This is a genomic window from Chromobacterium piscinae, assembly GCF_021129175.1.
Taxonomy (GTDB): domain Bacteria; phylum Pseudomonadota; class Gammaproteobacteria; order Burkholderiales; family Chromobacteriaceae; genus Chromobacterium; species Chromobacterium piscinae.
The window spans coordinates 97,289-118,505 of the sequence record NZ_JAJOHV010000020.1 but is presented as its reverse complement, the minus strand read 5'-3'; the positions used below and the strand labels follow the sequence as shown (position 1 = coordinate 118,505).

23 protein-coding genes are annotated in these 21,217 nt (G+C 63.1%); 15 read left to right on the top strand and 8 right to left on the bottom strand.

What is annotated here, in order from left to right; translation table 11 throughout:
- The first annotated feature begins 1 nt into the window (after position 1).
- The 3 genes from LQR33_RS06635 to LQR33_RS06625 all read left to right on the top strand — a co-directional run bounded on the left by LQR33_RS06635 (position 2) and on the right by LQR33_RS06625 (position 2,603).
- Positions 2 to 967: an ABC transporter permease gene (locus tag LQR33_RS06635; protein WP_231468055.1), complete on the top strand. Its 966-nt coding sequence runs from the start codon at positions 2 to 4 to the stop codon at positions 965 to 967.
- A 128-nt stretch (positions 968 to 1,095) separates the two neighbouring features.
- The gene (locus LQR33_RS06630) at positions 1,096 to 2,271 is read left to right on the top strand and encodes a molybdopterin molybdotransferase MoeA (RefSeq protein ID WP_231468053.1); all 1,176 of its coding nucleotides are present in this window, start codon (positions 1,096 to 1,098) and stop codon (positions 2,269 to 2,271) included.
- Positions 2,268 to 2,603 (top strand): 2Fe-2S iron-sulfur cluster-binding protein, encoded by a 336-nt coding sequence (locus LQR33_RS06625; protein ID WP_231468051.1) that lies wholly within the window; start codon positions 2,268 to 2,270, stop codon positions 2,601 to 2,603. Before LQR33_RS06630 ends, LQR33_RS06625 begins: the two co-directional genes overlap by 4 nt.
- A 73-nt stretch (positions 2,604 to 2,676) precedes the next feature.
- On the opposite strand, the gene LQR33_RS06620 is transcribed toward LQR33_RS06625, so the two are convergent.
- Both LQR33_RS06620 and LQR33_RS06615 read right to left on the bottom strand, forming a co-directional pair.
- Complete coding sequence (locus tag LQR33_RS06620; RefSeq protein WP_221664440.1) at positions 2,677 to 3,771, bottom strand: AI-2E family transporter; 1,095 nt, start codon at positions 3,769 to 3,771, stop codon at positions 2,677 to 2,679.
- Positions 3,772 to 3,836: 65 nt separating this feature from the next.
- Positions 3,837 to 5,627 (bottom strand): protein-disulfide reductase DsbD, encoded by a 1,791-nt coding sequence (locus LQR33_RS06615; protein ID WP_231468049.1) that lies wholly within the window; start codon positions 5,625 to 5,627, stop codon positions 3,837 to 3,839.
- Positions 5,628 to 5,848: 221 nt separating this feature from the next.
- On the opposite strand from LQR33_RS06615, the gene LQR33_RS06610 reads away from it, so the two are divergent.
- The 9 genes from LQR33_RS06610 (at position 5,849) to LQR33_RS06570 (ending at position 13,460) form a co-directional block, all read left to right on the top strand.
- The gene (locus tag LQR33_RS06610; RefSeq protein WP_021476821.1) at positions 5,849 to 6,652 is read left to right on the top strand and encodes an alpha/beta fold hydrolase; all 804 of its coding nucleotides are present in this window, start codon (positions 5,849 to 5,851) and stop codon (positions 6,650 to 6,652) included.
- A gap of 134 nt (positions 6,653 to 6,786) precedes the next feature.
- Entirely contained in the window at positions 6,787 to 7,860 is a 1,074-nt protein-coding gene (gene pheA / locus LQR33_RS06605) for a prephenate dehydratase (RefSeq protein ID WP_221664438.1), read from the top strand.
- 68 nt (positions 7,861 to 7,928) lie between these two features.
- On the top strand, positions 7,929 to 8,510 hold the full coding sequence (locus LQR33_RS06600; RefSeq protein ID WP_104948122.1) for an LOG family protein: 582 nt from the start codon (positions 7,929 to 7,931) through the stop codon (positions 8,508 to 8,510).
- A gap of 9 nt (positions 8,511 to 8,519) precedes the next feature.
- A complete protein-coding gene (locus LQR33_RS06595) occupies positions 8,520 to 9,116 on the top strand; it encodes a hypothetical protein (protein WP_231468046.1) in 597 nt (198 codons plus the stop codon).
- 8 nt (positions 9,117 to 9,124) lie between these two features.
- Positions 9,125 to 10,060 carry a 3-deoxy-7-phosphoheptulonate synthase gene (locus LQR33_RS06590; RefSeq protein WP_221667143.1) on the top strand — a complete coding sequence of 312 codons (936 nt, stop codon included), beginning with the start codon at positions 9,125 to 9,127 and terminating at the stop codon, positions 10,058 to 10,060.
- A complete protein-coding gene (locus LQR33_RS06585) occupies positions 10,057 to 10,638 on the top strand; it encodes a uracil-DNA glycosylase family protein (RefSeq protein ID WP_231468044.1) in 582 nt (193 codons plus the stop codon). Before LQR33_RS06590 ends, LQR33_RS06585 begins: the two co-directional genes overlap by 4 nt.
- Before the next feature lie 171 nt (positions 10,639 to 10,809).
- Positions 10,810 to 12,009 (top strand): nitronate monooxygenase, encoded by a 1,200-nt coding sequence (locus LQR33_RS06580; RefSeq protein ID WP_231468042.1) that lies wholly within the window; start codon positions 10,810 to 10,812, stop codon positions 12,007 to 12,009.
- 298 nt (positions 12,010 to 12,307) lie between these two features.
- Positions 12,308 to 13,006 (top strand): GTP cyclohydrolase I, encoded by a 699-nt coding sequence (gene folE / locus LQR33_RS06575; RefSeq protein WP_166439164.1) that lies wholly within the window; start codon positions 12,308 to 12,310, stop codon positions 13,004 to 13,006.
- A 34-nt stretch (positions 13,007 to 13,040) separates the two neighbouring features.
- The gene (locus LQR33_RS06570) at positions 13,041 to 13,460 is read left to right on the top strand and encodes an FKBP-type peptidyl-prolyl cis-trans isomerase (protein ID WP_231468040.1); all 420 of its coding nucleotides are present in this window, start codon (positions 13,041 to 13,043) and stop codon (positions 13,458 to 13,460) included.
- A 59-nt stretch (positions 13,461 to 13,519) separates the two neighbouring features.
- Here the strand turns inward: LQR33_RS06570 and LQR33_RS06565 are convergent, their stop codons facing one another.
- The 5 genes from LQR33_RS06565 to LQR33_RS06545 form a co-directional block, all read right to left on the bottom strand.
- Positions 13,520 to 14,014 (bottom strand): GAF domain-containing protein, encoded by a 495-nt coding sequence (locus LQR33_RS06565; protein ID WP_231468038.1) that lies wholly within the window; start codon positions 14,012 to 14,014, stop codon positions 13,520 to 13,522.
- 118 nt (positions 14,015 to 14,132) lie between these two features.
- Positions 14,133 to 14,873, bottom strand: coding sequence for an acetoacetyl-CoA reductase (phbB, locus tag LQR33_RS06560; RefSeq protein WP_166439161.1), 741 nt, complete (start codon positions 14,871 to 14,873; stop codon positions 14,133 to 14,135).
- Positions 14,874 to 14,997: 124 nt separating this feature from the next.
- Positions 14,998 to 15,861, bottom strand: coding sequence for a ribosome small subunit-dependent GTPase A (gene rsgA / locus LQR33_RS06555; protein ID WP_166439160.1), 864 nt, complete (start codon positions 15,859 to 15,861; stop codon positions 14,998 to 15,000).
- On the bottom strand, positions 15,858 to 16,184 hold the full coding sequence (locus tag LQR33_RS06550) for a 4a-hydroxytetrahydrobiopterin dehydratase (RefSeq protein ID WP_166439159.1): 327 nt from the start codon (positions 16,182 to 16,184) through the stop codon (positions 15,858 to 15,860). The genes rsgA and LQR33_RS06550 overlap by 4 nt, the downstream gene beginning before the upstream one ends.
- Positions 16,181 to 17,428, bottom strand: coding sequence for a M48 family metallopeptidase (locus LQR33_RS06545; RefSeq protein WP_231468036.1), 1,248 nt, complete (start codon positions 17,426 to 17,428; stop codon positions 16,181 to 16,183). Before LQR33_RS06545 ends, LQR33_RS06550 begins: the two co-directional genes overlap by 4 nt.
- A 73-nt stretch (positions 17,429 to 17,501) precedes the next feature.
- Between LQR33_RS06545 and orn the strand changes: the two genes are divergently transcribed.
- The 3 genes from orn (at position 17,502) to LQR33_RS06530 (ending at position 20,262) form a co-directional block, all read left to right on the top strand.
- A complete protein-coding gene (gene orn, locus LQR33_RS06540; RefSeq protein ID WP_166439157.1) occupies positions 17,502 to 18,047 on the top strand; it encodes an oligoribonuclease in 546 nt (181 codons plus the stop codon).
- 72 nt (positions 18,048 to 18,119) lie between these two features.
- Positions 18,120 to 19,772: a glucose-6-phosphate isomerase gene (pgi, locus tag LQR33_RS06535; RefSeq protein ID WP_166439156.1), complete on the top strand. Its 1,653-nt coding sequence runs from the start codon at positions 18,120 to 18,122 to the stop codon at positions 19,770 to 19,772.
- Complete coding sequence (locus LQR33_RS06530) at positions 19,762 to 20,262, top strand: CinA family protein (RefSeq protein WP_166439155.1); 501 nt, start codon at positions 19,762 to 19,764, stop codon at positions 20,260 to 20,262. The genes pgi and LQR33_RS06530 overlap by 11 nt, the downstream gene beginning before the upstream one ends.
- 55 nt (positions 20,263 to 20,317) lie before the next feature.
- Here LQR33_RS06530 and xerC read toward each other — a convergent pair whose 3' ends face one another.
- Positions 20,318 to 21,217, bottom strand: coding sequence for a tyrosine recombinase XerC (gene xerC, locus LQR33_RS06525; RefSeq protein ID WP_231468034.1), 900 nt, complete (start codon positions 21,215 to 21,217; stop codon positions 20,318 to 20,320).

Genomic DNA, 21,217 nt, shown 5'->3' with positions numbered 1-21,217 from the left:
TATGGAAATGTTTTTCAGTCTCCTCGATTCCACCGTGCGCGTGGCCACCCCGCTGGTGCTGGCCGCCTTGGCCGGCATGTTCTCCGAGCGCTCCGGCGTGGTGGACATCAGCCTGGAAGGCAAGATGCTGGCGGCGGCCTTCGCCTCCGCCGCCGCGGCCTATGTCACCCACAACCCGTGGATCGGCCTGTTGGCCGGCATGATGGCCGCCGTGTCGCTGGCCATGGTGCACGCCTTCGTCTCCGTCACCTACAACGGCAACCAGCTGATCTCCGGCATGGCGATCAACACCATCGCCTCCGGCATCACGCCGGTGCTGGCGCTGGCCTGGTTCCAGCAGGGCGGCAACTCGCCGCAACTGCCCGACGACGGCCGCTTCCATGAGATAACGCTGCCGTTCGCCGACGCCTTGCGCGACGTGCCGGTAGTGGGCCTGGTGTACAGCAAGCTGATATCCGGCCACAGCATTCTGGTGTATCTGACGGTGTTCATCGTCATTCCGCTGGTGACTTGGATGCTGTACAAGACCCGCTTCGGCCTGCGGCTGCGCGCGGTGGGCGAGAACCCGCACGCCGCCGACACCGCCGGCATCTCGGTGGCCAAGGTGCGCTACACCGCGTTGTTCTGGGGCGGCATGCTGTGCGGCATGGCCGGCACCTATCTGTCCGTCTACCAGACCGGCAGCTTCATCAAGGAAATGACCGCGGGCAAGGGTTTCCTGGCGCTGGCCGCGCTGATCTTCGGCAAGTGGCGTCCGGTGCCGGCGGTGATCGGCTGCCTGCTGTTCGCCTTCGCCGACGCGATCCAGATCCGTCTGGAAGGCGTGGCGCTGCCGGTGGTGGGCCAGATCCCGTCGCAGGCGATCGCCGTGATTCCCTACGTGCTGACCGTGCTGCTGCTGGCCGGCTTCGTCGGCCGCGCCCTGGCGCCGAAGGCGATCGGCGTGCCTTTCGTCAAGTCGCGCTGATGCGTTTTCAGTTTCGTTCCAAGCCCGCCCGCTCAACGCCGGCGGGCTTTTTACATGATTGCGCGTGCTATGATGGGGGCTTGTGAAGGATGGGCCGGGCCCATCGCAAGACAGGATTGGAACATCGCATGCTGAGCTATCAACAGGCGCGGGATTGGCTGCTGGAACGCGCCAAGCCGCTGAACACCCATCAAGAACTGCCGCTGATGCAAGCGCTGGGCCGCGTGCTGGCCGAGCCGGTGGCGGCCGGCGTGGATGTGCCGCCGCACGATAACAGCGCGATGGACGGCTACGCGCTGCGCTGCGCCGATCTGGCGCCGGCGATGGCGGTGTCGCAGCGGGTGCCCGCTGGCAGCGTGCCTGAGCCTCTTGCGGCAGGCACCGCAGTCCGCATTTTCACTGGCGCGCCGATTCCACCTGGAGCGGACGCGGTGATCATGCAGGAACAGGCGGAGGTGGACGACGCTGGGCGCGTGACTTTCAGCGCCGAGCCTGGCTTGGGGCAGAACATCCGCCGCCGCGGCGAGGACATCGCTTGCGGCCAGCGCATCCTGGAAGCCGGGCGAGAGCTCTCCGCCGCCGATCTGGGCCTGGCGGCCTCCATCGGCCTGGCGCGGCTGCCCGTGCTGCCGCGATTGCGGGTGGCGGCCTTCTTCACCGGCGACGAGCTGGTGGAGCCTGGCCAGCCGCTGGGCGAAGGGCAGATCTACAACTCCAATCGCTATTGGCTGTTGCCGGCCTTGCAGCAGCTGGGTTGCGAAGTGATAGACCTAGGCCATGTCGGCGATGCGCTGGAGCCCACCCGCCAGCTGCTGTGCGACGCGGCGGCGGTGGCCGACGTGGTAATCACTTGCGGCGGCGTGTCGGTCGGCGAGGAGGACCACGTCAAGGCCGCGGTGGAAGCCGAGGGCGAACTGACGCTGTGGAAAGTGGCGATCAAGCCGGGCAAGCCGCTGGCCTACGGCAAGTTGGGCGAGGCCGATTTCATCGGTTTGCCGGGCAACCCGGTGTCCGGCTACGTGACGCTGCAAACGCTGATCAAGCCCTTCTTGTTGAAACGCATGGGCCTGGAGGCGCCGCCGCCGGAGGCGCAGCGGCTGCCGGCGGCGTTTGTCTGGGACAGGCCCGATCCGCGGCGCAGCGAGTTCCTGCGGGTGCGCAAAGTCGGGGGGGCGTTGCAGCTGTATCCGCAGCAGGGCTCCGGCGTGCTGATGTCCTGCGCCTGGGCCGATGGCCTGGTCTGGCTGCAGCCGGGCCAGCAGGTGAAGCCGGGCGACGAGCTGGCTTACCTGGAGCTGACGTGACGCGAATACGCTTCGTCAGCGAGAGCGGAGTCTTGCTGAACGAGTCGGAAGCGATGGCGGGCGACAATCTGCTCGACATCGCCCGGCTGGCCGATGTGCCGCTGCATTGGCGTTGCGGCCAGGGAACCTGCGGCACCTGCAAGGTCAGGATCGCCGGCATGGCCGCGCCGCAGCGGCTTGGCGGCAAGGAGCGCAACGTGCTGCTGCGCGCCGGCGCGATCGGCGCCGAGCTGGCGGCCAGCAAGGAGTGGAATGAGCCTGAGCCATGGAGGCTGGCCTGCCATCTAGAGGTGACGGAGGAGGACTGGATAGTCTGTTGTCCGGACTATTGAGCGGCGAGGTCGAAAACAAAACGGCGCGGCATCCATATCAGGATGCCGCGCCGCTTTTTTTTGGAGAGCGGCTTCAGCCCTGCTCGCCCTCGCAGGCCAGTTCCTCGTTGTCCTCACGCTGCAGCCAGTGGCGCAGCATGGTCAGGCCCACCGCCAGCAGGGTGGGGCCGATGAACAGGCCGATCACCCCCCAGGCGATCAGGCCACCGATCACGCCCAGGAAAATCACCGACAGCGGCATCTGCGCGCCCTGGCTGATCAACAGCGGCTTCAGAATGTTGTCTATGGTGTTGATCAGCAGGAAGCCCCAGATCAGCAGGAATATGCCCAGGCCGGTGTGGCCGGTGTAGAACACCCAGGCGGCGGCCGGCAGCCAGACGACCAGCGTCGGCATCTGCGCCACCGCGACGATGAAGCACAGGAAGCCCAGCACCAGCGCGCCGGGCACGCCGGCGATCAACAAGCCGATCACGCACAGAATGGTTTGCGCCAGCGCGGTGCCGACCACGCCGGTGGTGACGCTGCGTATGGTGCGGGCGATCACTTCAGGCAGGTCGCTGGCGGTTTCGCCGCCCAGCTTGACCACGATGCGCTCCACCAGATCCCACAGCTTGTCGCCGTTGATCAGCAACAGGCCGGCGACGGCTATCGCCAGCACTATCTCCAGCAGGCTCAAGCCCAGATTGGCACCGCCGGACAGCAGCCACAGCGCCGCCTGGTTGATCGCGGGGCGGACTTTCTCGAAGAAGCCCGGCAGGTCGGCCTGAGTGCTTTGCCACAGCTTCTGCAGGCTGTCGCCGACCACGGGCAGGTTCACCAGCCAAGCCGGCGCGTCGGGCAGCCGGAAACTGGTCAGATCATGCGCCAGATTGGCTAGGTGCGGCAGCGTGTCGGCCAGCGTCAGCGCCATCAGCCCGATCGGGATGGCCAGCGCGGCGGACAGCGCCAGTACGATCAGCAGCGCGGCCAGCTTGTGGCGGCCGCGCAGCCGCAGCTTCAATCGGCTGTATAGCGGCCAGGCGGAAATGGCGATGATGGCGGCCCAGGTCAGCGCGCCGAGAAAGGGTTGCAGCACTTTCAGGCAGGCGACCACCAACAAGGCCAGTATGGCGACTCGGAACGCGCCTAGGATGCTGACATTGGGAAAAGCGTTGGACAGGGGAGGCATGAAGGCATCCGTTCTAGGTGGCGGAAATGGAGGCCGGCGCGCGATGGCGCCGGCCGGATACGGCGCTAGTTTGCCACCTTGCCCAGCTCGCCGGCAAATGCGTCGTCGGGGGTGTAGCCGACTACTCGGTTGCTTTCGCGGGACTGGCTATCGAACAGGATGATGCCCGGCGGGCCGAACAGGCCGAAGCGCTTGAGCAGCGCCTGGTGCTCGGGGCTGTTGGCGGTGACGTCGGCGCGCAGCAAGACAAAACGCTGCATCTGCGCCGCCACCTGCGGTTGCGGGAAGACATCCGCCTCCATTTCCTTGCAAGCCACGCACCAGTCGGCGTAGAAATCGAGCAACAGCGGCTTGCCGGCGGCCTTGGCCTCGGCCAGCTTGGCGTCGAGCTCAGCGATGGATACTACCGGCTGGAAGTGTTGCTGCGCGGCGCCCTCGGCGCTGCTGGCGGTGATCAGCTTCAGCGGATAGCGCGGATTATCTGCGCCGGACAGCAGGCCGACCAGCTGGGCGCCGCCCAGCAGGAACAGCAGCAGCCCAAGCGCCTTGCCCAGGCGCGCGCTGGCCTTGGTTGTGTTGGACAGGCTGTCGAAAGCGCCCAAGAAGACTGCGGAGCCGATCAGCAGTGCAGCCCATAGCAGCATCACCAGCGAGGCCGGCAGGAAAGGCGTGGCCAGCCAGATGGCCAGGCCCAGCATCACCACGCCGAACGCGGACTTCACCGCCTTCATCCAGTGGCCGGCGCGCGGCAATACCTGGCCGCCGAAGGTGCCGATGGCGATCAGCGGCAAGCCCAGGCCCATGGCCATCGCGTACAGCGCCGCGCCGCCGAGCAGCGCGTCGCCGGTGCTGCCGATATAGCCCAGTGCCAGCGCCAGCGGGGGGGCCACGCAGGGGCCGATGATCAAGGCCGACAGCGCGCCCATCAGGAATACGGTGACGGCCTTGCCGCCGCTCAGGCGGTTGGAGGTGTCGGCAAGCCGGGATTGCAGCGCGTTCGGCAGCTGGATGGTGAACAGATCGAACATCGACAGCGCGAACACCACCATCAGCGCGCTGGCGGACAGCACCACCGCCGGCTGCTGCAGCCATACCGTCAGCAGCGAGCCAGTCAGTCCGGCGACGACGCCGACCGCGGTATAGGTGAGCGCCAGGCCTTGCACGTAGAGCAGGGACAGCAGGAAGCCGCGGCCACGGCTGAGGGTTGCGCCTTGGCCGGCAATCAGCGATGAAACGATGGGCAGCAGCGGGTACATGCAGGCGGTGAACGCCATGCCCAGACCCGCCAGCAGAAAGGTGCCCAGTGTGGCCAGCCAACCCTGGGCGGCCAACTCGCTGTTACCGGCCGACGCTTTTCCCGACGGGTCGACCTCCGTCCAGGCGCTGAGCTTGTTGCTCGAGCCGCCCGCCTGGCCCACCTTCAGCTTGTGGGTGTAGGGTGGATAGCAGACGCCGGCTTCCGCGCAGCCTTGCAGCTTCACGTTCAGCTGGAAGTCGGCCGGCGCGCCGGCGGCCAGCGGGATGGTGATCAGCTGCTTGCCATGGTAAATCTGCTGCTTGCCGAAGTAAGGATCGTTCTTTTCCTGGGCGGTGGGCAGCGTCGGCTTGCCGGCCAGATCAGCCGGCGTGGTGCTGATGCTGATGCGGTCGCGGTACAGATAGTAGCCGGGCGCGACGTCCAGCGTCAGCTGCAACTGATCGCCGCTGCGGCTGACCTGGGCGGCGAAGGCCTGCTCCGGCGGGAGCAGGTCTTCCTGGTTGACCGCGTGGGCGGGCAGGGCGAGGCCAAGACAGGCGATCACGGACGCCAGCCATAGCCAGGCCGATCGATAAAAGGAATGGAGGTATGCTTGCACGTGCAGACTCTTTTTGCGGTTGGCGATGGAACTGTGACGATGTAAACGGTTTGCGGTTCCGTTTTTACGATGCGTGATGCAATATGCATCAAATCGCATCGCCCGGCAAACGGAGGCCGCCGCGTCCCTGATGTTCGGGAAGCGGCTAGTATAGCTGGGCAGACGGGGCGCAGACAGCGTTCCGCTTATGAAAAATAAGAACGAGGATATCAAGAGGGGTTATGCGAGAAGCCATTCATTTCGCTCATGCAAACAGCTTTCCCGCGTCGGTGTACGGCAAGATGCTGGGCAAGCTGGCCGGAAGCCGCGACGTCGGCTATCTGGATACGATAGGCCACGATCCGGATTTTCCCATCACCGATTGCTGGCCGCATCTGGTGGACGAGAGCATCCGCTTCATCGAAGCGCGCTATCGCGGCCCCGTGGTGGGCGTCGGCCATTCGCTCGGCGGCTTCCTGATGTTCTACGCGGCGCTGAAGCGGCCGGATCTGTTCCGCGCCATCATCATTCTGGATTCGCCGCTGATGGGTCCGTCGCGCTCCTTCGGCATCTGGCTGGCCAAGCGGCTGGGCTTCATCCAGCGCGTGACGCCGGGCGGCAATACGCTGGCGCGCCGCGACAACTGGGCCACGGTGGAGATGGCGCACGACTATTTCGCGCGCAAGCCCAAGTTCGCCCGCTTCGATCCCGACTGTCTGGCCGATTACGCGCTGCATGGCACGCAGGACGACGGCAAGGGCGGCCGCCGGCTCAAATTCCGCCCGCAGGTGGAGCACGATATCTACGCGACGCTGCCGCACGACTTTCCCCGGCATCGCGGGCGGCTGAAGGTGCCGGCGGCCTTGCTGGCCGGCTCGGCGTCGGATGTGCTGCGCGACAGCGACCTGGCTTTCATGCGCAAGCATTTCGCGGTCATGGTGGACAAGCAGCCGGGCAGCCACCTGTTTCCGCTGGAAAAACCGCTGGAAACGGCGGAGCGCATCGAGCAATTGCTGGCCAGGCTGGAGGAGGGCGGCTGGAGTTGAGGGCATCTGGCGCGCCGGGCCGGCTCGGCATTTGGCCCGCATCCGGCGCATGGCGCTTGCGAGCGGCGGCTATCTCGCGGAAACTGTAAGATATAGAAAAAGCCAGTTCGCCATCGTCAGAGAGTCAGAAACCAGTGTCTGAAGAACGTCTCAAGCAACACCGCAACGCCATCGACGCCATCGACGTCGAAGTCCTCAAGCTGCTGAACCAGCGCGCCAGCCATGCCCGTGAGATCGGAGAGATCAAGGGCGGCGGCGTCATCTACCGCCCGGAGCGGGAGGCCCAGGTGCTCCGCCGTTTGAAGGACCTGAACCCCGGCCCGCTGCCCAGCGAGTCCATCGCCCGCCTGTTCCGCGAAGTGATGTCGGAATGCCTGGCGCTGGAAAAGCCGCTGTCTATCGCCTATCTGGGGCCGGAAGGCACCTTTAGCCAACTGGCCACCATCAAGCACTTCGGCCACGCGGCCCGCACCATCGCCTGTAGCTCGATAGACGAGGCGTTCCGGCTGGTGGAGTCGCGCGCGCTCGATTACGTGGTGGCGCCGGTGGAGAACTCCACCGAAGGCGCGGTGGGACGCACCCTGGATTTGATGGTCACTTCGCCGCTGAAGATTTGCGGCGAGGTGGTGCTGCGCATTCACCACCACTTGCTGCGCAAGGCCGAGGGGGTGGGCGGCATTCGCCGGATCTACGCCCACGCCCAGGCTCTGGCGCAATGCCACGAATGGCTGAACAAGAATCTGCCGGCCGACGTGGAGCGCGTGTCGGTGGCCAGCAACGCCGAAGCCGCCCGCCTGGCGGCCGAGGACGAAACCGCGGCCGCCATCGCCGGGCAGGCGGCGGCCGAGCGCTACGCCTTGTTCAAACTGGCGGAAAACGTGGAAGACGAGCCCAACAACACCACGCGCTTCCTGGTGCTGGGCCTGCAGGATGTCGGCCCGAGCGGGCAGGACAAGACCTCCATCGTGGTCTCCGCACCCAACCGGCCGGGCGCGGTGCACCAATTGCTGGAACCGGTCGCGTCCAACGGCGTGTCGATGAGCAAGTTCGAGTCGCGTCCGTCGCGCGCGGGCCTGTGGGACTATGTGTTCTTCATCGACCTGGAAGGCCACCGCCAGGACGAGCGGGTGCTGAAGGCGCTGGCCGGCCTGGGCGAGCGCACGTCCTTCGTCAAGGTGCTGGGCTCCTATCCGATGGCGGTGTTGTGAGCCGTCAGGAATGACCCGGGGCCGGAATCTTCCGGCCCTTGTTTTTTTGCAAGAAATGGATGAAGAAAATGAAATCGATCTGCCTGTTCTGCGGCTCCAACAAAGGCGGTAATCCGGAATACGAGGACGCGGCCCGCGCATTCGGCCGCGCGCTGGCCGAGCAGAATATCACCCTGGTGTACGGCGCCGGCAATGTGGGGTTGATGGGCGTGGCCGCTGATGCGGCCCTTGAGGCGGGCGGCAAGGTGATCGGCGTGATCCCGGAATTCCTGAAAGCCAAGGAAGTGGCGCACATGGGCCTGACCGAGCTGCACGTCACCGAGACCATGCATCAGCGCAAGGCCATGATGGCGCAGTTGTCCGACGGCTTCGTCGCGCTGCCTGGCGGCTTTGGCACCTTCGATGAGTTGTTCGAGATTCTGACCTGGGCGCAGCTGTCGGTGCACAACAAGCCGGTGGGCGTGCTGGACGCCGGCGGCTTCTACCAGCCGTTGCAGGCCTTGGTGGAGCATGCGGTGAGCGAAGGCTTCGTTCCCAAGGGCAATCTGGACCTGTTCCGCATCGAACGCGACCTGCCGGCGTTGCTTGACTGGATGCGGCAATACCAGCCCCGCCACGTCGCCAAGTGGCTGGATCTGGCCCGCACCTGAGCGGTCCGCATGGGAAGGCGGGACACGCAAGCGTCGCCATGGCTGCGCGCGCGGCGGGCGATGACCTGGCCGCTGGCGCTGCTGCTGGCGGCGATCATCGTTTTCGAAGAGTTCGCCTGGGACGAACTGGCCGCGGCGCTTGCCCGGCTGGGCCGCTGGCCGCCGTTTGCGGCGCTGGAACGCTGGGTAGCGGGGCGCTCTCCCAGAGTGGCCTTGGCCCTGTTTCTGGCTCCGGCGCTGGCCTTGCTGCCGGTCAAGCTGGCAGCGCTGTTCCTGATCGAGCAAGGCCATGCGCTGCTTGGCCTGGCGGTGATCCTGCTGGCCAAGCTCGGAGGAACCGCGCTGGTGGCCTGGCTGTTCACGCTGACGCGGCCGGCGCTGATGTCGGTGCCGTGGTTCGTGCGCTGGCACCGGCGCTTCGAGCGGCTTCGCGCATGGGTGTTCGAACGTCTGCGCGCCTCCTTGCCGTGGCGCTGGGCCAGGTTGGCGAAGATGCGGGCGCGGCGGTTCTGGTCGCGGCCGTCGCCGCTGGCCCGCCTCGCGCGGCGGCTGGCCGGTCGTTGGCGCCGGCCTCCGGAGAAAGAAGACAAGGGGATGGACGGATGATTATCGTGATGAGCGCCCGCGCGAGCGAGGCCGAAGTACGGAACGTGGTGGCCCGGATTGAAAGCGCCGGCTTGGCCGCGCATGTATCCCGAGGCATGGAGCGCACGGTGATCGGCGCGGTGGGCGAGGAGCGCGGGCTGGAAGCCGGCGCGTTCGAGGCGATGGCCGGCGTCGAGCGCGCGCTCAGAGTCGTCGGCGACTACCGCATCGTGTCGCGGGAGGCCCAGCCGGCGGATTCGCGGGTGAGAGTGGGAAGAGCGGCATTCGGCGCGAGCGGCGCGGCCTGGCTGGGCGGCAGCGCGCAGGATTGGAGCGAAGGCGCGCTGCGCGCAGCAGCGAGCAAGGTGGCGCTCGCCGGTGGAAGCCTGCTGTATGCGGGCGGCGGGCGCAGCCACGCCAGCCCTTACCATTATCAGGCCTTGGGCGTGGCCGATCTGGAGCGGCTCTGCGACGTGGCGGGCGAGTCCGGGCTTGGCGCCGTGGCCGAGCTGCGCGATGTGCGCCTGCTGGACGCGCATCTGGAGCTGCAAACTGCCGCCTTGCTGCTGCCGCCGCCATCGCTGAGCAATATCGAGTTGCTGCGGGAAGTCGGCCGCATCAATAAAGCTGTCATCTTGCAGCGGGACAATCGCCAGACGCTGGATGAGTGGCTGACCGCGGCCGAGCATGTCGCGCTCGGCGGCAATCACCAGATCGTGCTGTGCGAATGCGGCGGCGACGGCCAATCGGTCAGCCTGGATGTCGGTGTGTTGGCCAGCATGCGCCGGCGGACCCATCTGCCGCTGATTGTCTCAGTTCCGCAGGCCGGCGGCCTGGCTACGGCCTTGTCGCTGGCCCGCGCGGCGTTGATTGCAGGCGCATGCGGCTTGATGCTGGACTGCGCGGCGTGGTCGGATGATGAAGTCGCGGCGTGGCGCGAGTTGTTGGCGGACACCGCGGCGTGAGCGCGTTGGGAGGTTTGCTGGCTGAGATCGCCGCTTGCCGGGGGTGCGAAGCGTCTTTGCCGTGCGGCCCCCGGCCGGTGTTGCGGGCCGCCGAAGGCTCCCGCATCCTGTTGGCCGGCCAGGCTCCGGGCCGCAAGGTGCACGAGAGCGGCATCCCCTGGGATGACGCCAGCGGCAAGCGTTTGAGGGAGTGGCTGGGGGTGGAGGCGGATGTGTTTTATGATCCGGAATGCTTCGCCATCGTGCCTATGGGGTTCTGTTATCCCGGGACAGGGCGTAATGGCGACTTGTCTCCGCGCCCGGAATGCAGCCGGCTCTGGCATCCGCGCCTGCTGCCGCTGCTTGAACGAGTGGAGTTAGTGCTGGCGGTGGGCAGCTACGCGCAGGCTTATCATTTGCCTTCGCGCAAGCGCACGCTGACCGAGACGGTTGCGGCTTGGCGCGAGTATTATCCACGCGTGATTCCATTGCCGCACCCCAGTCCGCGCAATCAGATGTGGCTGGCGCGCAATCGATGGTTCGAGACCGAATTGTTGCCTGCACTGCGGCAGCGTGTAGCGGAGGTGCTGGGGCGATAGATGGGAGTGCCTTGCTCAGTCATGAGCAAAAACTCTAAAAATGTGGATTTCCATCGTTTCACGGGTGATAATTTGCCCAGTTCTATGGAGAGACCCGTCACGATGAAGTGTGTTGATGATTTTCGCCTGCAGTTGGGCAAACACGAATTGGTGCCAATCGTCATTGGAGGCATGGGCGTTGACATTTCCACCGCCCAGCTGGCGCTGGAGGCTGCGCGACTAGGCGGCGTCGGCCATATTTCCGACGCGATGGTGCCCACCGTGACGGACCGCCGCTTCAATACCAAGTTCGTCAAGAACAAACTGGCCCAGTATAAATTCAATGTCGAGAATCCGGACAAATCGGTTGTTCGCTTTGATCTCGGCATGCTGGAAGAGGCCACCCGTCTGCATGTGGGCAATACCATGCAGCAAAAGCAGGGCAGCGGCCTGGTGTTCATCAATTGCATGGAAAAGCTGACGATGAACGCGCCCAAGGAAACCCTGCGGGTGCGGATGCGCGCGGCGCTGGATGCCGGCATCGACGGCATCACGCTGGCGGCGGGCCTGCATCTGGGCTCCTTTTCCCTGATCGAAGACCACCCGCGCTTCCGTGACGTCAAGCTCGGCATCATCGTTTCCTCGCTGCGCGCGTTGCAGCTGTTCCTGAAGAAAAACAGCCGCTGTGGACGCATGCCGGATTACGTCGTGGTGGAAGGTCCGTTGGCCGGCGGCCATCTGGGCTTCGGCATGGACTGGGCCCAGTACGACCTGACCAGCATTTTTACCGAGATTCGCGATTGGCTGCGGGCCGAGCAATTGGACATTCCGCTGATTCCGGCCGGCGGCATTTTCACCGGCAGCGATGCTGCGGGCTTCCTGGAGGCGGGCGCTGGCGCGGTGCAGGTGGCCACCCGCTTCACTGTGGCGCGCGAGTGCGGATTGCCGGAGAAGGTGCAGCAGGAATATTTCAAGTCAAGCGAAGAGGATATCGAGGTCAACCAGCTATCGCCGACCGGCTATCCGATGCGGATGATCAAGCATTGCCCGGCGATCGGCGACAGCATCCGCCCGAATTGCGAAGCCTATGGTTATCTGCTGGATGCCAAGGGTGGCTGCTCCTACATCGACGCGTATCACAAGGCGCATGCGGAAAATCCGGGCCAGCGGCGCGTGCCGGTTTGGGAAAAAACCTGTCTGTGCACCCATATGCGCAATTTCGATTGCTGGACCTGCGGCCACTACGCGTATCGCCTGAAGGACACGACCAATCTTCGCAGCGATGGCAGTTATCAGTTGTTGAGCGCCGAGCATGTGTTCCTCGATTATCAGCACAGCAAGGATAACAAGATCGCCCTGCCGCGGCGGGAGGAGTGTTTGATGGCGGGATGATGCGCGTCCCCGCTTTCGAGCTTTGCAAATGGGCAGTCGAGCTTTCTGGTTCGGCTGCCTTTTGTCATTTGGCGCTTCTCGTGGAAAAGGGTTGGACTCGGGTGTTGATGTCGGGCGGCCATTTATATAGCATTGATATCTTTTTCTCACGATGCCATTCCCTTTCTGGGCGGCCATTGCGCGAGGGCCGGCTGGCCCGTGCGGGACTGGTTTATTTCCGGCTCGTCCGGCCAGGGATTGTGCAAGTTGCTGTATATTTCGGAATGATTTCCATTTTCTTGCGAACAAGTAATCAACAATGAGCAAAACCGACAAGCAGGGCCAGCGGGAAGCCGTGTCGCAGCGTATCCGCTATCGTCTGCAAAAGGCGGGAGCGCGCTTCCACGCCAACGACAATATTTCGGCCTTTATCGAGGAGGGCGAGCTGGACGAGTTGCAGGAAGAGGTGCAGGCCAAGTTGAGAGGCGTGCTGGAAAGCCTGGTGATCGATACCGCGAATGATCACAATACCCAGGACACCGCCAAGCGAGTGGCGAAGATGTTCGTGCGCGAGGTATTCCGCGGACGTTACGTTTCCATGCCGGCCAGCACCGAGTTTCCGAATGTCGAGCATCTGAACGAATTGATGATCATCGGCCCGATCACGGTGCGCAGCGCCTGCTCGCACCATCTGTGCCCCATCATCGGCAGAGTCTGGGTGGGCGTGCTGCCCAATGAGCATTCGAATCTGATCGGCTTATCCAAATATGTTCGCCTGATCGATTGGATCATGACCAGACCGCAGATCCAGGAAGAGGCGGTTTCGCAGATCGCCGAACTGTTGATGAAGAAACTGCACCCCGATGGCTTGGCCATCGTGATGGAGGCTGATCACTTCTGCATGCATTGGCGCGGCGTGAAGGACAGCAACAGCAAGATGACCAATAGCGTGATGCGCGGCGCCTTCCTAACCAACCCGGATCTGCGCAAGGAATTCCTTTCCCTGATGCATAAGTGAGGACTCGGCGCTGCCGGTGTCCCGCGTATTTACGATGAAAGAGCCTATGTTTCCTTATCGAATGATTCCTGCACTGGTTTTGTCCATATGCGCGGCGGCGGCAATGGCCGAGCCGGCTTCGCAAACCTTGCCTTCTGGTGTGAAGGTCGACGTATTGGTACTCGGAAAAGGCGCCAAGCCTTCGACCAGCGACACCGTCAAGGTGAACTATCGCGGCACATTCAAAGACGGCAAGGAGTTTGATAGCTCCTATAAGAATGGCGGACCGATCAGCTTCCCTCTGAACCGCGTGATTCCCTGCTGGACTCAGGGCGTCAGCGCGCTGACGGTCGGCAGCAAGGCCAAGCTGACTTGCCCGGCGAATACCGCCTACGGCAGCCGCGGCGTGCCGGGCGTGATTCCGCCGAACACGCCGCTGTATTTTGAAGTGGAGTTGCTCTCTATTCAGAAGTGATCAGCCGAATATGAAAACAAGCCCGGAACTCCGGGCTTGTTTTTTGAATCCAGCCAAGCTCAGCCGGCTTGGCCGAACAGCTCGGCCAGCGGCTCGACGATGCGTTCCAGATAGCGCGCGTCGGTCTGGTCGAAACTGCCCAGCTGGTCGGAATCGACATCCAGCACCGCCACGACGATGCCTGCAGCGTTGCGGATGGGCACCACCACTTCGGCACGGGCGCTCGAGGAGCAGGCGATGTGCCCGGGAAAGGCGTCGACATCATCCACCAGCAGCGTGCGATTCTGCGCCCAGGCGCTGCCGCAGACGCCGCGGCCATGGGGTATGCGGGTGCAGGCGATCGGCCCTTGGAACGGCCCCAGAACCAGCTGTTCGCCCTTGACCAGATAGAAACCGGTCCACAGCCAGCCGAATGTCGAAGCCAGCGCGGCGGACAGGTTGGCCAGCGCGGCGACAACGTCGGTTTCGCCGATGATCAGCGCATGAGCTTGCGGCAGCAGGGTCTGGTATTTTTCTTCCTTGCTGTCGCCTTCAATGATGAGGTTTTCTGCCATGGCGGGTATTGAGAGTTTGGGAGTAAGTGCGGGTCGGACAGCATACACCATGCCGGGCGTGAAAAGAAAACGCCGCCCGAAAGGGCGGCGCGAACAGTATTGCGGAGCCATGGCGGGCTTACATCATGTGCTGGCCGCCATTCATTGCGATATTGCTGCCGGTGATGAAGCCGGCGTTGTCGGAGCAGAGGAAGGTGACCAGCGCGGCGATTTCTTCCGGACGGCCAAGGCGGCCTACCGGGATCTGGGCCACGATCTTGTTGCGCACGTCTTCAGGCACCGCCATCACCATCTCGGTGGCGATGTAGCCTGGAGAGATAGTGTTGACGGTCACGCCTTTTTTGGCCACTTCCTGGGCTAGCGCCATCGTGAAGCCGTGCATGCCGGCCTTGGCCGCGGAGTAGTTGGTCTGGCCGAACTGCCCCTTCTGGCCGTTGATGGACGAGATGTTGATGATGCGGCCGAAGCCGGTCTCCAGCATATTGTCCAGCACCGGTTTGGTCATGTTGAACACCGAATCCAGATTGGTTCGGATCACCGCGTCCCAGTCATCCTTGCTCTGCTTCTTGAAGCTGGCGTCCCGGGTGATGCCGGCGTTGTTGACCAGAATGCCGATCTGGCCAACATCTTTGGATATGCGCGCGATCAATTCTTGGCAGGCGGCGAAGTCGGTGACGTCGCATTGATAGCTGTGGATGTCGCTGAAACCCAGCCCTTTCATGTCGGCATGCCAGGCGGACTCCCGGCCCGGTTTGCTGTAGGTGGTCACCACGGCATATCCCGCTTCGGCCAGAGCCTTGCAGATGGCGGTTCCGATGCCGCCCATGCCTCCGGTGACTAATGCAATCCTTTTCGTCATGATGCTGGCTCCTCTATCGGGTTTGGAATCTATGCTTGAATTATCTTTACTTCCTTTTGTTACAGAATATGCAGGACACCATAAAAAGTAAATAAATAGCATGTGCTACTTTATTTACAATACTTTAGCCTAGCTCTCGGCTGAGTCTTTGCAGCAAATCCAGTCTATGCTTAGAAATTGCGCCCTGTTCTGCAGCTGTAATGATTGCACAATTGGGCTCGACGCAATGCGAACAGTTATGGAACCGACACTGGCCAATATACCTGCGCATTTCGGGAAAATAGTGAATTAAATCTGGGGATTTTAGATGTTTTAAGCCAAATTCCTGCAGGCCCGGAGAGTCGATCAGATGACTGTTTTCATCGAGATGGTATAGCGTGGCGTGGGTAGTGGTGTGCCGGCCGGAATCCAGCGCTTCCGAGATATCGCCGATGCGGGCATTGGCCTCGGGGAGCAGCGCATTGGTCAGCGTGGATTTGCCCATGCCGGACTGGCCTACCAACACGCTGGTATGCCCGCTGAGCAAGGGTTTCAGCGGAGAGAAGTCCTGCTTGGCCGATAATGTGACCAGTTTGTAACCCAGATTCACATAGAGTTGCAATTTTCCCAGAAGCGCCGTGGTTTCCGGCAGGTCGCTCTTGTTGACCACGATGACCGGATCGATGTCGCCGGCTTCCGCGGCGATCAGGCAGCGTCCCAGTAATTCCTCATTGGGCGTGGGCACGGCGGCGATCACAAATAAGATGCGCGTGACGTTGGCCGCGATCTTCTTGGCTTTCCAGTCGTCCTGGCGATAGAGCAGGCTGCGGCGCTCATGCGCGCGCTCAATCACCGCCTGTTCGCGGTTCTGGATCAGGATGTCGACGATGTCGCCGCAGGCATAGTCGACGCGCTTGCCGCGGGTGGTGCAATCGAAAGTCTGGCCATCCGCTTCCACGATGAAGCGCCGGCCGTGGCTGCGTATGATTTGTCCGGTGCTGGCTGTCATGGGCGGCGGAACAGGGCTTCGGCCTTGGCCGCGCAGATGAAGTCGTTGAGGGTCAGGCCGCCGGCGTCGTGGGTGCTGAAATTCACCACCGCGCGATTGTAATGGACCGACATGTCCGGATGATGGTCTTCCTGATTGGCGATCCAGGCCAGGGCATTCACGAAGGCCATGGTTTCATGGTAGTTGGCGAAGCGGTAGGTCTTGCGCAGCTCGATGCCGTCGATTTCCCAGTCCGGCAGCGTGGATAGCAACTGCTTGACGGTATTGTCGGCCAGCGGGCTTTGGCCGTGTTGCGGGGTGCAGGAGAGCTCCAGCAGGTTCATGCCTGATTTCCTTTCAGATGTTGAATGCGCAGCGCCGCGGGCGGGTGCGAATCGTAGAAGGCGGAATGGACGGGATCCGGCGTCAGCGTGGACGCGTTGTCGCGGTACAGTTTGACCAGCGCGCTGACCAGATCTTCCGCCCGGGTTTGTTCGGACGCGAAATCGTCGGCCTCGTATTCGTGCACGCGCGACATCCGGCTGGACAGCGGCGTTAGCGGGAAGGTGAAGGCCGGCGTGGCGGTGAAGAACAGGATCAGGGCCATCGCGGTGCTGGGCGCGGCGACGCCGAGGCCGGCATAGAACCAGGGCGCGTGCAGCAGCTGGCCCAGCAGCCACAGCAAGGCCAGCGACAGCGCGAACGCCATGGCGATGCGCTTGGCGATGTGGCGGCGTTTGAAATGGCCCAGCTCATGCGCCAGCACGGCTTCGATTTCGGCGTGGCTGAGCTGGGACAGCAAGGTATCGAAGAATACGATGCGCTTGGCTGCGCCGAAACCGGTGAAATAGGCGTTGCCGTGGCTGGAGCGGCGCGAGCCGTCCATCATGAACACGCCTTGGCTCTTGAAGCCGGCGCGTTGAAGCAGCGCCTCGATCCGGGCTTTGAGGGCTTCGTCTTCAAGCGGCTTGAATTTGTTGAACAGCGGCGCGATCAGCGTCGGATAAAGCGCCACCATCAGAAGCTGGAAGCCGGACCAGACCAGCCATACCCACAGCCACCATAAGGGGCCGGAAATCTCCATCAACCATAGCACCAGCGCCAGCAGCGGCAGGCCGATCGCGGCGCCGATCAGGGTCCCTTTGACCATATCGGCCATGAACAGCGCGAATGTGGTCTTGTTGAAGCCATACCGGCTTTCGATCCCGAAGGTGCCGTACAGGCTGAAAGGCAGCGAGACCAGGCTGCTGATCACGGCGACGGCTACGATCAGCGCCATGCCTGACGATAGCGGATTGGCGAACCATTGCATACTGTGGACGGCGAGCCATTGCAGTCCGCCGCCGAAAGTGAAGGCCGCGATCAGCGCGGTATCCACCCAGGCGGACAACAGGCTGAGCCGGGTCTTGGCGACGGTATAGTCGGCGGCGTGGCGGTGCTGTTCCAGGGTGATGCTGTCGCGGAAGGCTGCCGGGACCTGGATGCGGTGGCGCGATACATGGCGGATGTGGCGCCAGCCCAGCCACAGTTTCAGGCAGAGGGTCAGCGTCAGCGCGGCAGCGAACAGCAGGGAAAAGGCGTCGGTCATGGATGTCCGTATGGGGTTTGCCGACGGCGCGGCAATGAAGGAAAATGGCAGGGTTTTCTAAAGATTGGCTAGTATGGCACAAGATACCAATAACCTCATCTGGCTCGACATGGAGATGACGGGCCTGAATCCGGATCAGGACCGCATCATCGAAGTGGCGATGATCGTAACCGACAGCAATCTGAATGTTCTGGCGGAGTCGCCGGTGCTGGTGATTCACCAGCCTGACGCCATCCTGGACGGCATGGATGACTGGAACAAGAATACCCACGGCAAGAGCGGCTTGATCGAGAAAGTGAAGAACTCCACGGTCAACGAGGCTGAGGCCGAGCAGGTATTGCTGGATTTCATGGCGCAATATATCCCGGAGCGCGTGACGCCGATGTGCGGCAACACTATCCATCAGGATCGCCGCTTCATGGCGCGCTGGATGCCGCGGCTGGAGGCTTACTTCCATTACCGCAATCTGGACGTCTCCACTCTGAAGGAGCTGTGCAAGCGCTGGCGTCCGGAAATAGCCAAGGGAGTGGTCAAGCGCGGAAAGCATGAAGCGCTGGCCGACATCCTGGAGTCGATCGAGGAAATGCGCTATTACCGCGAGCACTTCCTCAAGGTATAAGCGCCGCCGCGACGGGCCGGCTCCAATGGGCCGGCTTTTTCACATTCACCTTGTATTCCATTGGCAGGAAACATGGCCGCACATCGCCACATCGACATCAACTCCACCCAGGTCTGGGCCAGGCTGCATCAGCACCAGCGCGCGACGCGCCACATGCACATGCGCGAGCTGTTCGAACTGGACCCGCAGCGGTTCCAGCGTTTTTCGCTAGAGCTGGATGGCTTGCTGCTGGATTATTCGAAAAACCGCATCACGGAACGCACGCTAGAGTTGCTTTTCGAACTGGCGAACAAGGCGGATCTACGGACCTGGATGGATCGGATGCGCCGCGGCGAGCGCATCAACGTCAGCGAAGACCGCTCGGTTTTGCATACCGCCTTGCGTTTGCCCGCCGGCGAGACGCTGAGCCTGGATGGGCGCGATGTGGCGGCCGATGTGCATCAGGTATTGGCTAGGCTCAAGGACTTCAGCGAACAGGTAAGGGACGGCCGCTGGCTAGGGTTCGCTGGCCAGCGGATTCGCAATGTGGTCAATCTCGGCATCGGCGGTTCGGATCTGGGACCGCTGGTGGCGGCGGACGCGCTGGCCGCATACGCCCATCCGGAGCTTAAGGTGCACTTCGTGTCCAACGTCGACGGCCAGCATCTGGCGCGAACGTTGCGAGAGCTGGATCCGGCCTCCACGCTGTTCATCATCGCCTCCAAGTCTTTCACGACACCGGAAACCCTATTGAACGCCCAGGCCGCCCGCGCCTGGTTTCTGCAGGCGGGCGCTGAAGAGGATATCGCCAGGCACTTCGTCGCGGTCTCCACCAATGAGCCGGCGGTGCGGGCCTTCGGCATTGATCCGCAGCACATGTTCGGCTTCTGGGACTGGGTCGGCGGCCGCTACTCGGTCTGGTCGGCGATCGGCTTGCCGGTGATGCTATCCATCGGTTATGACGGTTTCCGCGCCTTTCTGGACGGCGGCCACGCAATGGACAAGCATTTCTTCGAATCGCCGTTCGAGGCCAATATGCCGGTGCTGCTGGCGCTGATCGGCATCTGGTACAACACCTTCTATAGGGCGCATACTCATGCCATCATGCCCTATGATCATGGCCTGCGCCGCTTGCCGGCCCATATCCAGCAATTGGACATGGAATCCAACGGCAAGCGGGTGGGCCGCCTGGGCGAGGCTTTGGATTTCGACACCGGCCCGGTGATCTGGGGCGAGGAGGGCGCCAACAGTCAGCACGCGTTCTTCCAGCTGCTTCATCAGGGTACCCGGCTGGTGCCCTGCGACTTCATCCTGCCGCTGAACAGCCATTACCCGCTGGGCAATCAGCATGACGTGCTGGTGGCCAACTGTCTGGCTCAGACCGAAGCGCTGATGCGCGGCAAGAATGAGGCCGAGGTGATGCAGGAGTTGGGGCACTTGTCTGGCGAGCAATTGGACATGCTGCTGCCGCAAAAGCTTTTTCCCGGCAATCAGCCGTCCAACACGCTGGCGCTGGATAGGGTCACGCCGTACAGCATGGGCATGTTGATGGCGCTATACGAACATAAAGTATTTGTGCAAGGGGTGATCTGGGGCATCAACTCCTTCGATCAATGGGGCGTCGAGTACGGCAAACAGCTGGCTCGGCGCATTCTGCCGGAGCTGTCCGGCGATACCAGGGCGCTGGGGCACGACAGTTCCACCAACGGCCTGATCCGACACTACAGGGAACGCCATGGCAAATAGCAGACAATTGGCTGCCGATCTCGGCGCCGCCTTGCTGGCGCGGGGCGAGAGTGTCTCCACCGCAGAATCCTGCACCGGCGGCATGATTGCGGCCGCTATCACCGATGTTCCAGGCAGTTCCGGCTGGTTCAGCCATGGCGTGGTCAGTTATGGCAACCAGGCCAAGCAGCAGTTGTTGAAAGTGCAGGCCTCGTCGCTGATGGATCACGGCGCGGTCAGCGAGCGGGTGGTCAGGGAAATGGCCGCCGGCGCGCAAGCCCTGGCCAACGCCGATTGGGCGGTGGCGGTATCAGGCGTCGCCGGGCCGGACGGCGGTTCGCCGGACAAGCCGGTTGGCCTGGTGTGGCTGGCTATCGCGCACCCGGGCGGACAGACTGAGGCTTGGAGCAGGAATTTCATCGGCGATCGCCAGGCGGTGCGTCAGCAAGCAGTGGAGGAGGCGCTGGCGCAGTTGCTGAATCGCATTTGGGTTTGCGCATCGCAGGCTTGAGTTTTTTATCAGTCCGAAGGGGCAATGTCAGACCGGGTCCTCCTTGCATATATGCTTAAGGTTGCCCACTTTCATCCGACTTGATGCGCTTGCGCGCGCGCGGATGCGCGCCGTCGTATACCTTGGCCAGATGCTGGAAATCCAGCGCCGTATAAATCTGGGTGCTGGACAGATTGGCATGGCCTAGCAACTCCTGCACCGCGCGCAGATCGCCGGATGACTGCAGCAGGTGGGATGCGAACGAGTGCCGCAGCATGTGCGGGTGGACATGCTGGCCGGCGCCAGTCTTGATCGCCCAGTCGCGCAGGCGTTTCTCAATCTGGCGGCCGCCCAGCCGCCGGCCGTGTCGGCCAAGAAACAGAGCTGGCTCTTCTTCTGCCGCAGAGCGCTCACCCAGCCAGGCTCGCAGTCGGACCATGGCCTCGGCGCCGATCGGCGCCAGTCTTTCCTTCCCGCCCTTGCCGCGTATCCGCAGCAGCTGGTCGGAAAAGTCCACATCATCCAAATTCAGCGCCACCGTTTCCGACAGTCGCAGTCCGCAGCTGTAGACCAGCTCGAAGATCGCGCGGTCGCGGGCATCCAGGCCATCGTCGCCATCTATCCTGTCCAGCAGCGCCGCGGCGCCGTCAACCGGCAGGGCCTTGGGCAGCAACTTTTCCCGCTTGGGCGCGCGCAGCCCGGTGGCGGGGTTGTCTTCCCGCCCGCCATTCAGCTGTAGCCAGTGATAGAACTGCCGCCACGAGGATAGCCGCCTGGCCAGGCTGCGGCCGCTCAGCCCCTGTGCATGCAGTTTGGCCAGCGTCTTGCGCAGATCTGTCGGAGATGCCTCGCGCACCGGCTTCGCCTGCATTGTTTTCTGCAGCAGCTCGATATCCGCCCGATAGGCGGCGAGCGTGTGCGGGCTGCGGCCGGCAACGGCCAAGTAGTCGATGAAGCGGCGGATCAGCTCTTCCAT

Bases quoted from the DNA above. Each gene is read 5' to 3' on its own strand.
- LQR33_RS06635 (WP_231468055.1), top strand. From the start codon at position 2: ATGGAAATGTTTTTCAGTCTCCTCGATTCCACCGTGCGCGTGGCCACC.
- LQR33_RS06630 (WP_231468053.1), top strand. From the start codon at position 1,096: ATGCTGAGCTATCAACAGGCGCGGGATTGGCTGCTGGAACGCGCCAAG.
- LQR33_RS06620 (WP_221664440.1), bottom strand. From the start codon at position 3,771: ATGCCTCCCCTGTCCAACGCTTTTCCCAATGTCAGCATCCTAGGCGCG.
- LQR33_RS06610 (WP_021476821.1), top strand. From the start codon at position 5,849: ATGCGAGAAGCCATTCATTTCGCTCATGCAAACAGCTTTCCCGCGTCG.
- LQR33_RS06600 (WP_104948122.1), top strand. From the start codon at position 7,929: ATGAAATCGATCTGCCTGTTCTGCGGCTCCAACAAAGGCGGTAATCCG.
- LQR33_RS06595 (WP_231468046.1), top strand. From the start codon at position 8,520: ATGGGAAGGCGGGACACGCAAGCGTCGCCATGGCTGCGCGCGCGGCGG.
- LQR33_RS06590 (WP_221667143.1), top strand. From the start codon at position 9,125: ATGAGCGCCCGCGCGAGCGAGGCCGAAGTACGGAACGTGGTGGCCCGG.
- LQR33_RS06580 (WP_231468042.1), top strand. From the start codon at position 10,810: ATGGGCGTTGACATTTCCACCGCCCAGCTGGCGCTGGAGGCTGCGCGA.
- folE (WP_166439164.1), top strand. From the start codon at position 12,308: ATGAGCAAAACCGACAAGCAGGGCCAGCGGGAAGCCGTGTCGCAGCGT.
- LQR33_RS06570 (WP_231468040.1), top strand. From the start codon at position 13,041: ATGAAAGAGCCTATGTTTCCTTATCGAATGATTCCTGCACTGGTTTTG.
- LQR33_RS06565 (WP_231468038.1), bottom strand. From the start codon at position 14,014: ATGGCAGAAAACCTCATCATTGAAGGCGACAGCAAGGAAGAAAAATAC.
- phbB (WP_166439161.1), bottom strand. From the start codon at position 14,873: ATGACGAAAAGGATTGCATTAGTCACCGGAGGCATGGGCGGCATCGGA.
- rsgA (WP_166439160.1), bottom strand. From the start codon at position 15,861: ATGACAGCCAGCACCGGACAAATCATACGCAGCCACGGCCGGCGCTTC.
- LQR33_RS06550 (WP_166439159.1), bottom strand. From the start codon at position 16,184: ATGAACCTGCTGGAGCTCTCCTGCACCCCGCAACACGGCCAAAGCCCG.
- LQR33_RS06545 (WP_231468036.1), bottom strand. From the start codon at position 17,428: ATGACCGACGCCTTTTCCCTGCTGTTCGCTGCCGCGCTGACGCTGACC.
- orn (WP_166439157.1), top strand. From the start codon at position 17,502: ATGGCACAAGATACCAATAACCTCATCTGGCTCGACATGGAGATGACG.
- pgi (WP_166439156.1), top strand. From the start codon at position 18,120: ATGGCCGCACATCGCCACATCGACATCAACTCCACCCAGGTCTGGGCC.
- LQR33_RS06530 (WP_166439155.1), top strand. From the start codon at position 19,762: ATGGCAAATAGCAGACAATTGGCTGCCGATCTCGGCGCCGCCTTGCTG.
- xerC (WP_231468034.1), bottom strand. From the start codon at position 21,217: ATGGAAGAGCTGATCCGCCGCTTCATCGACTACTTGGCCGTTGCCGGC.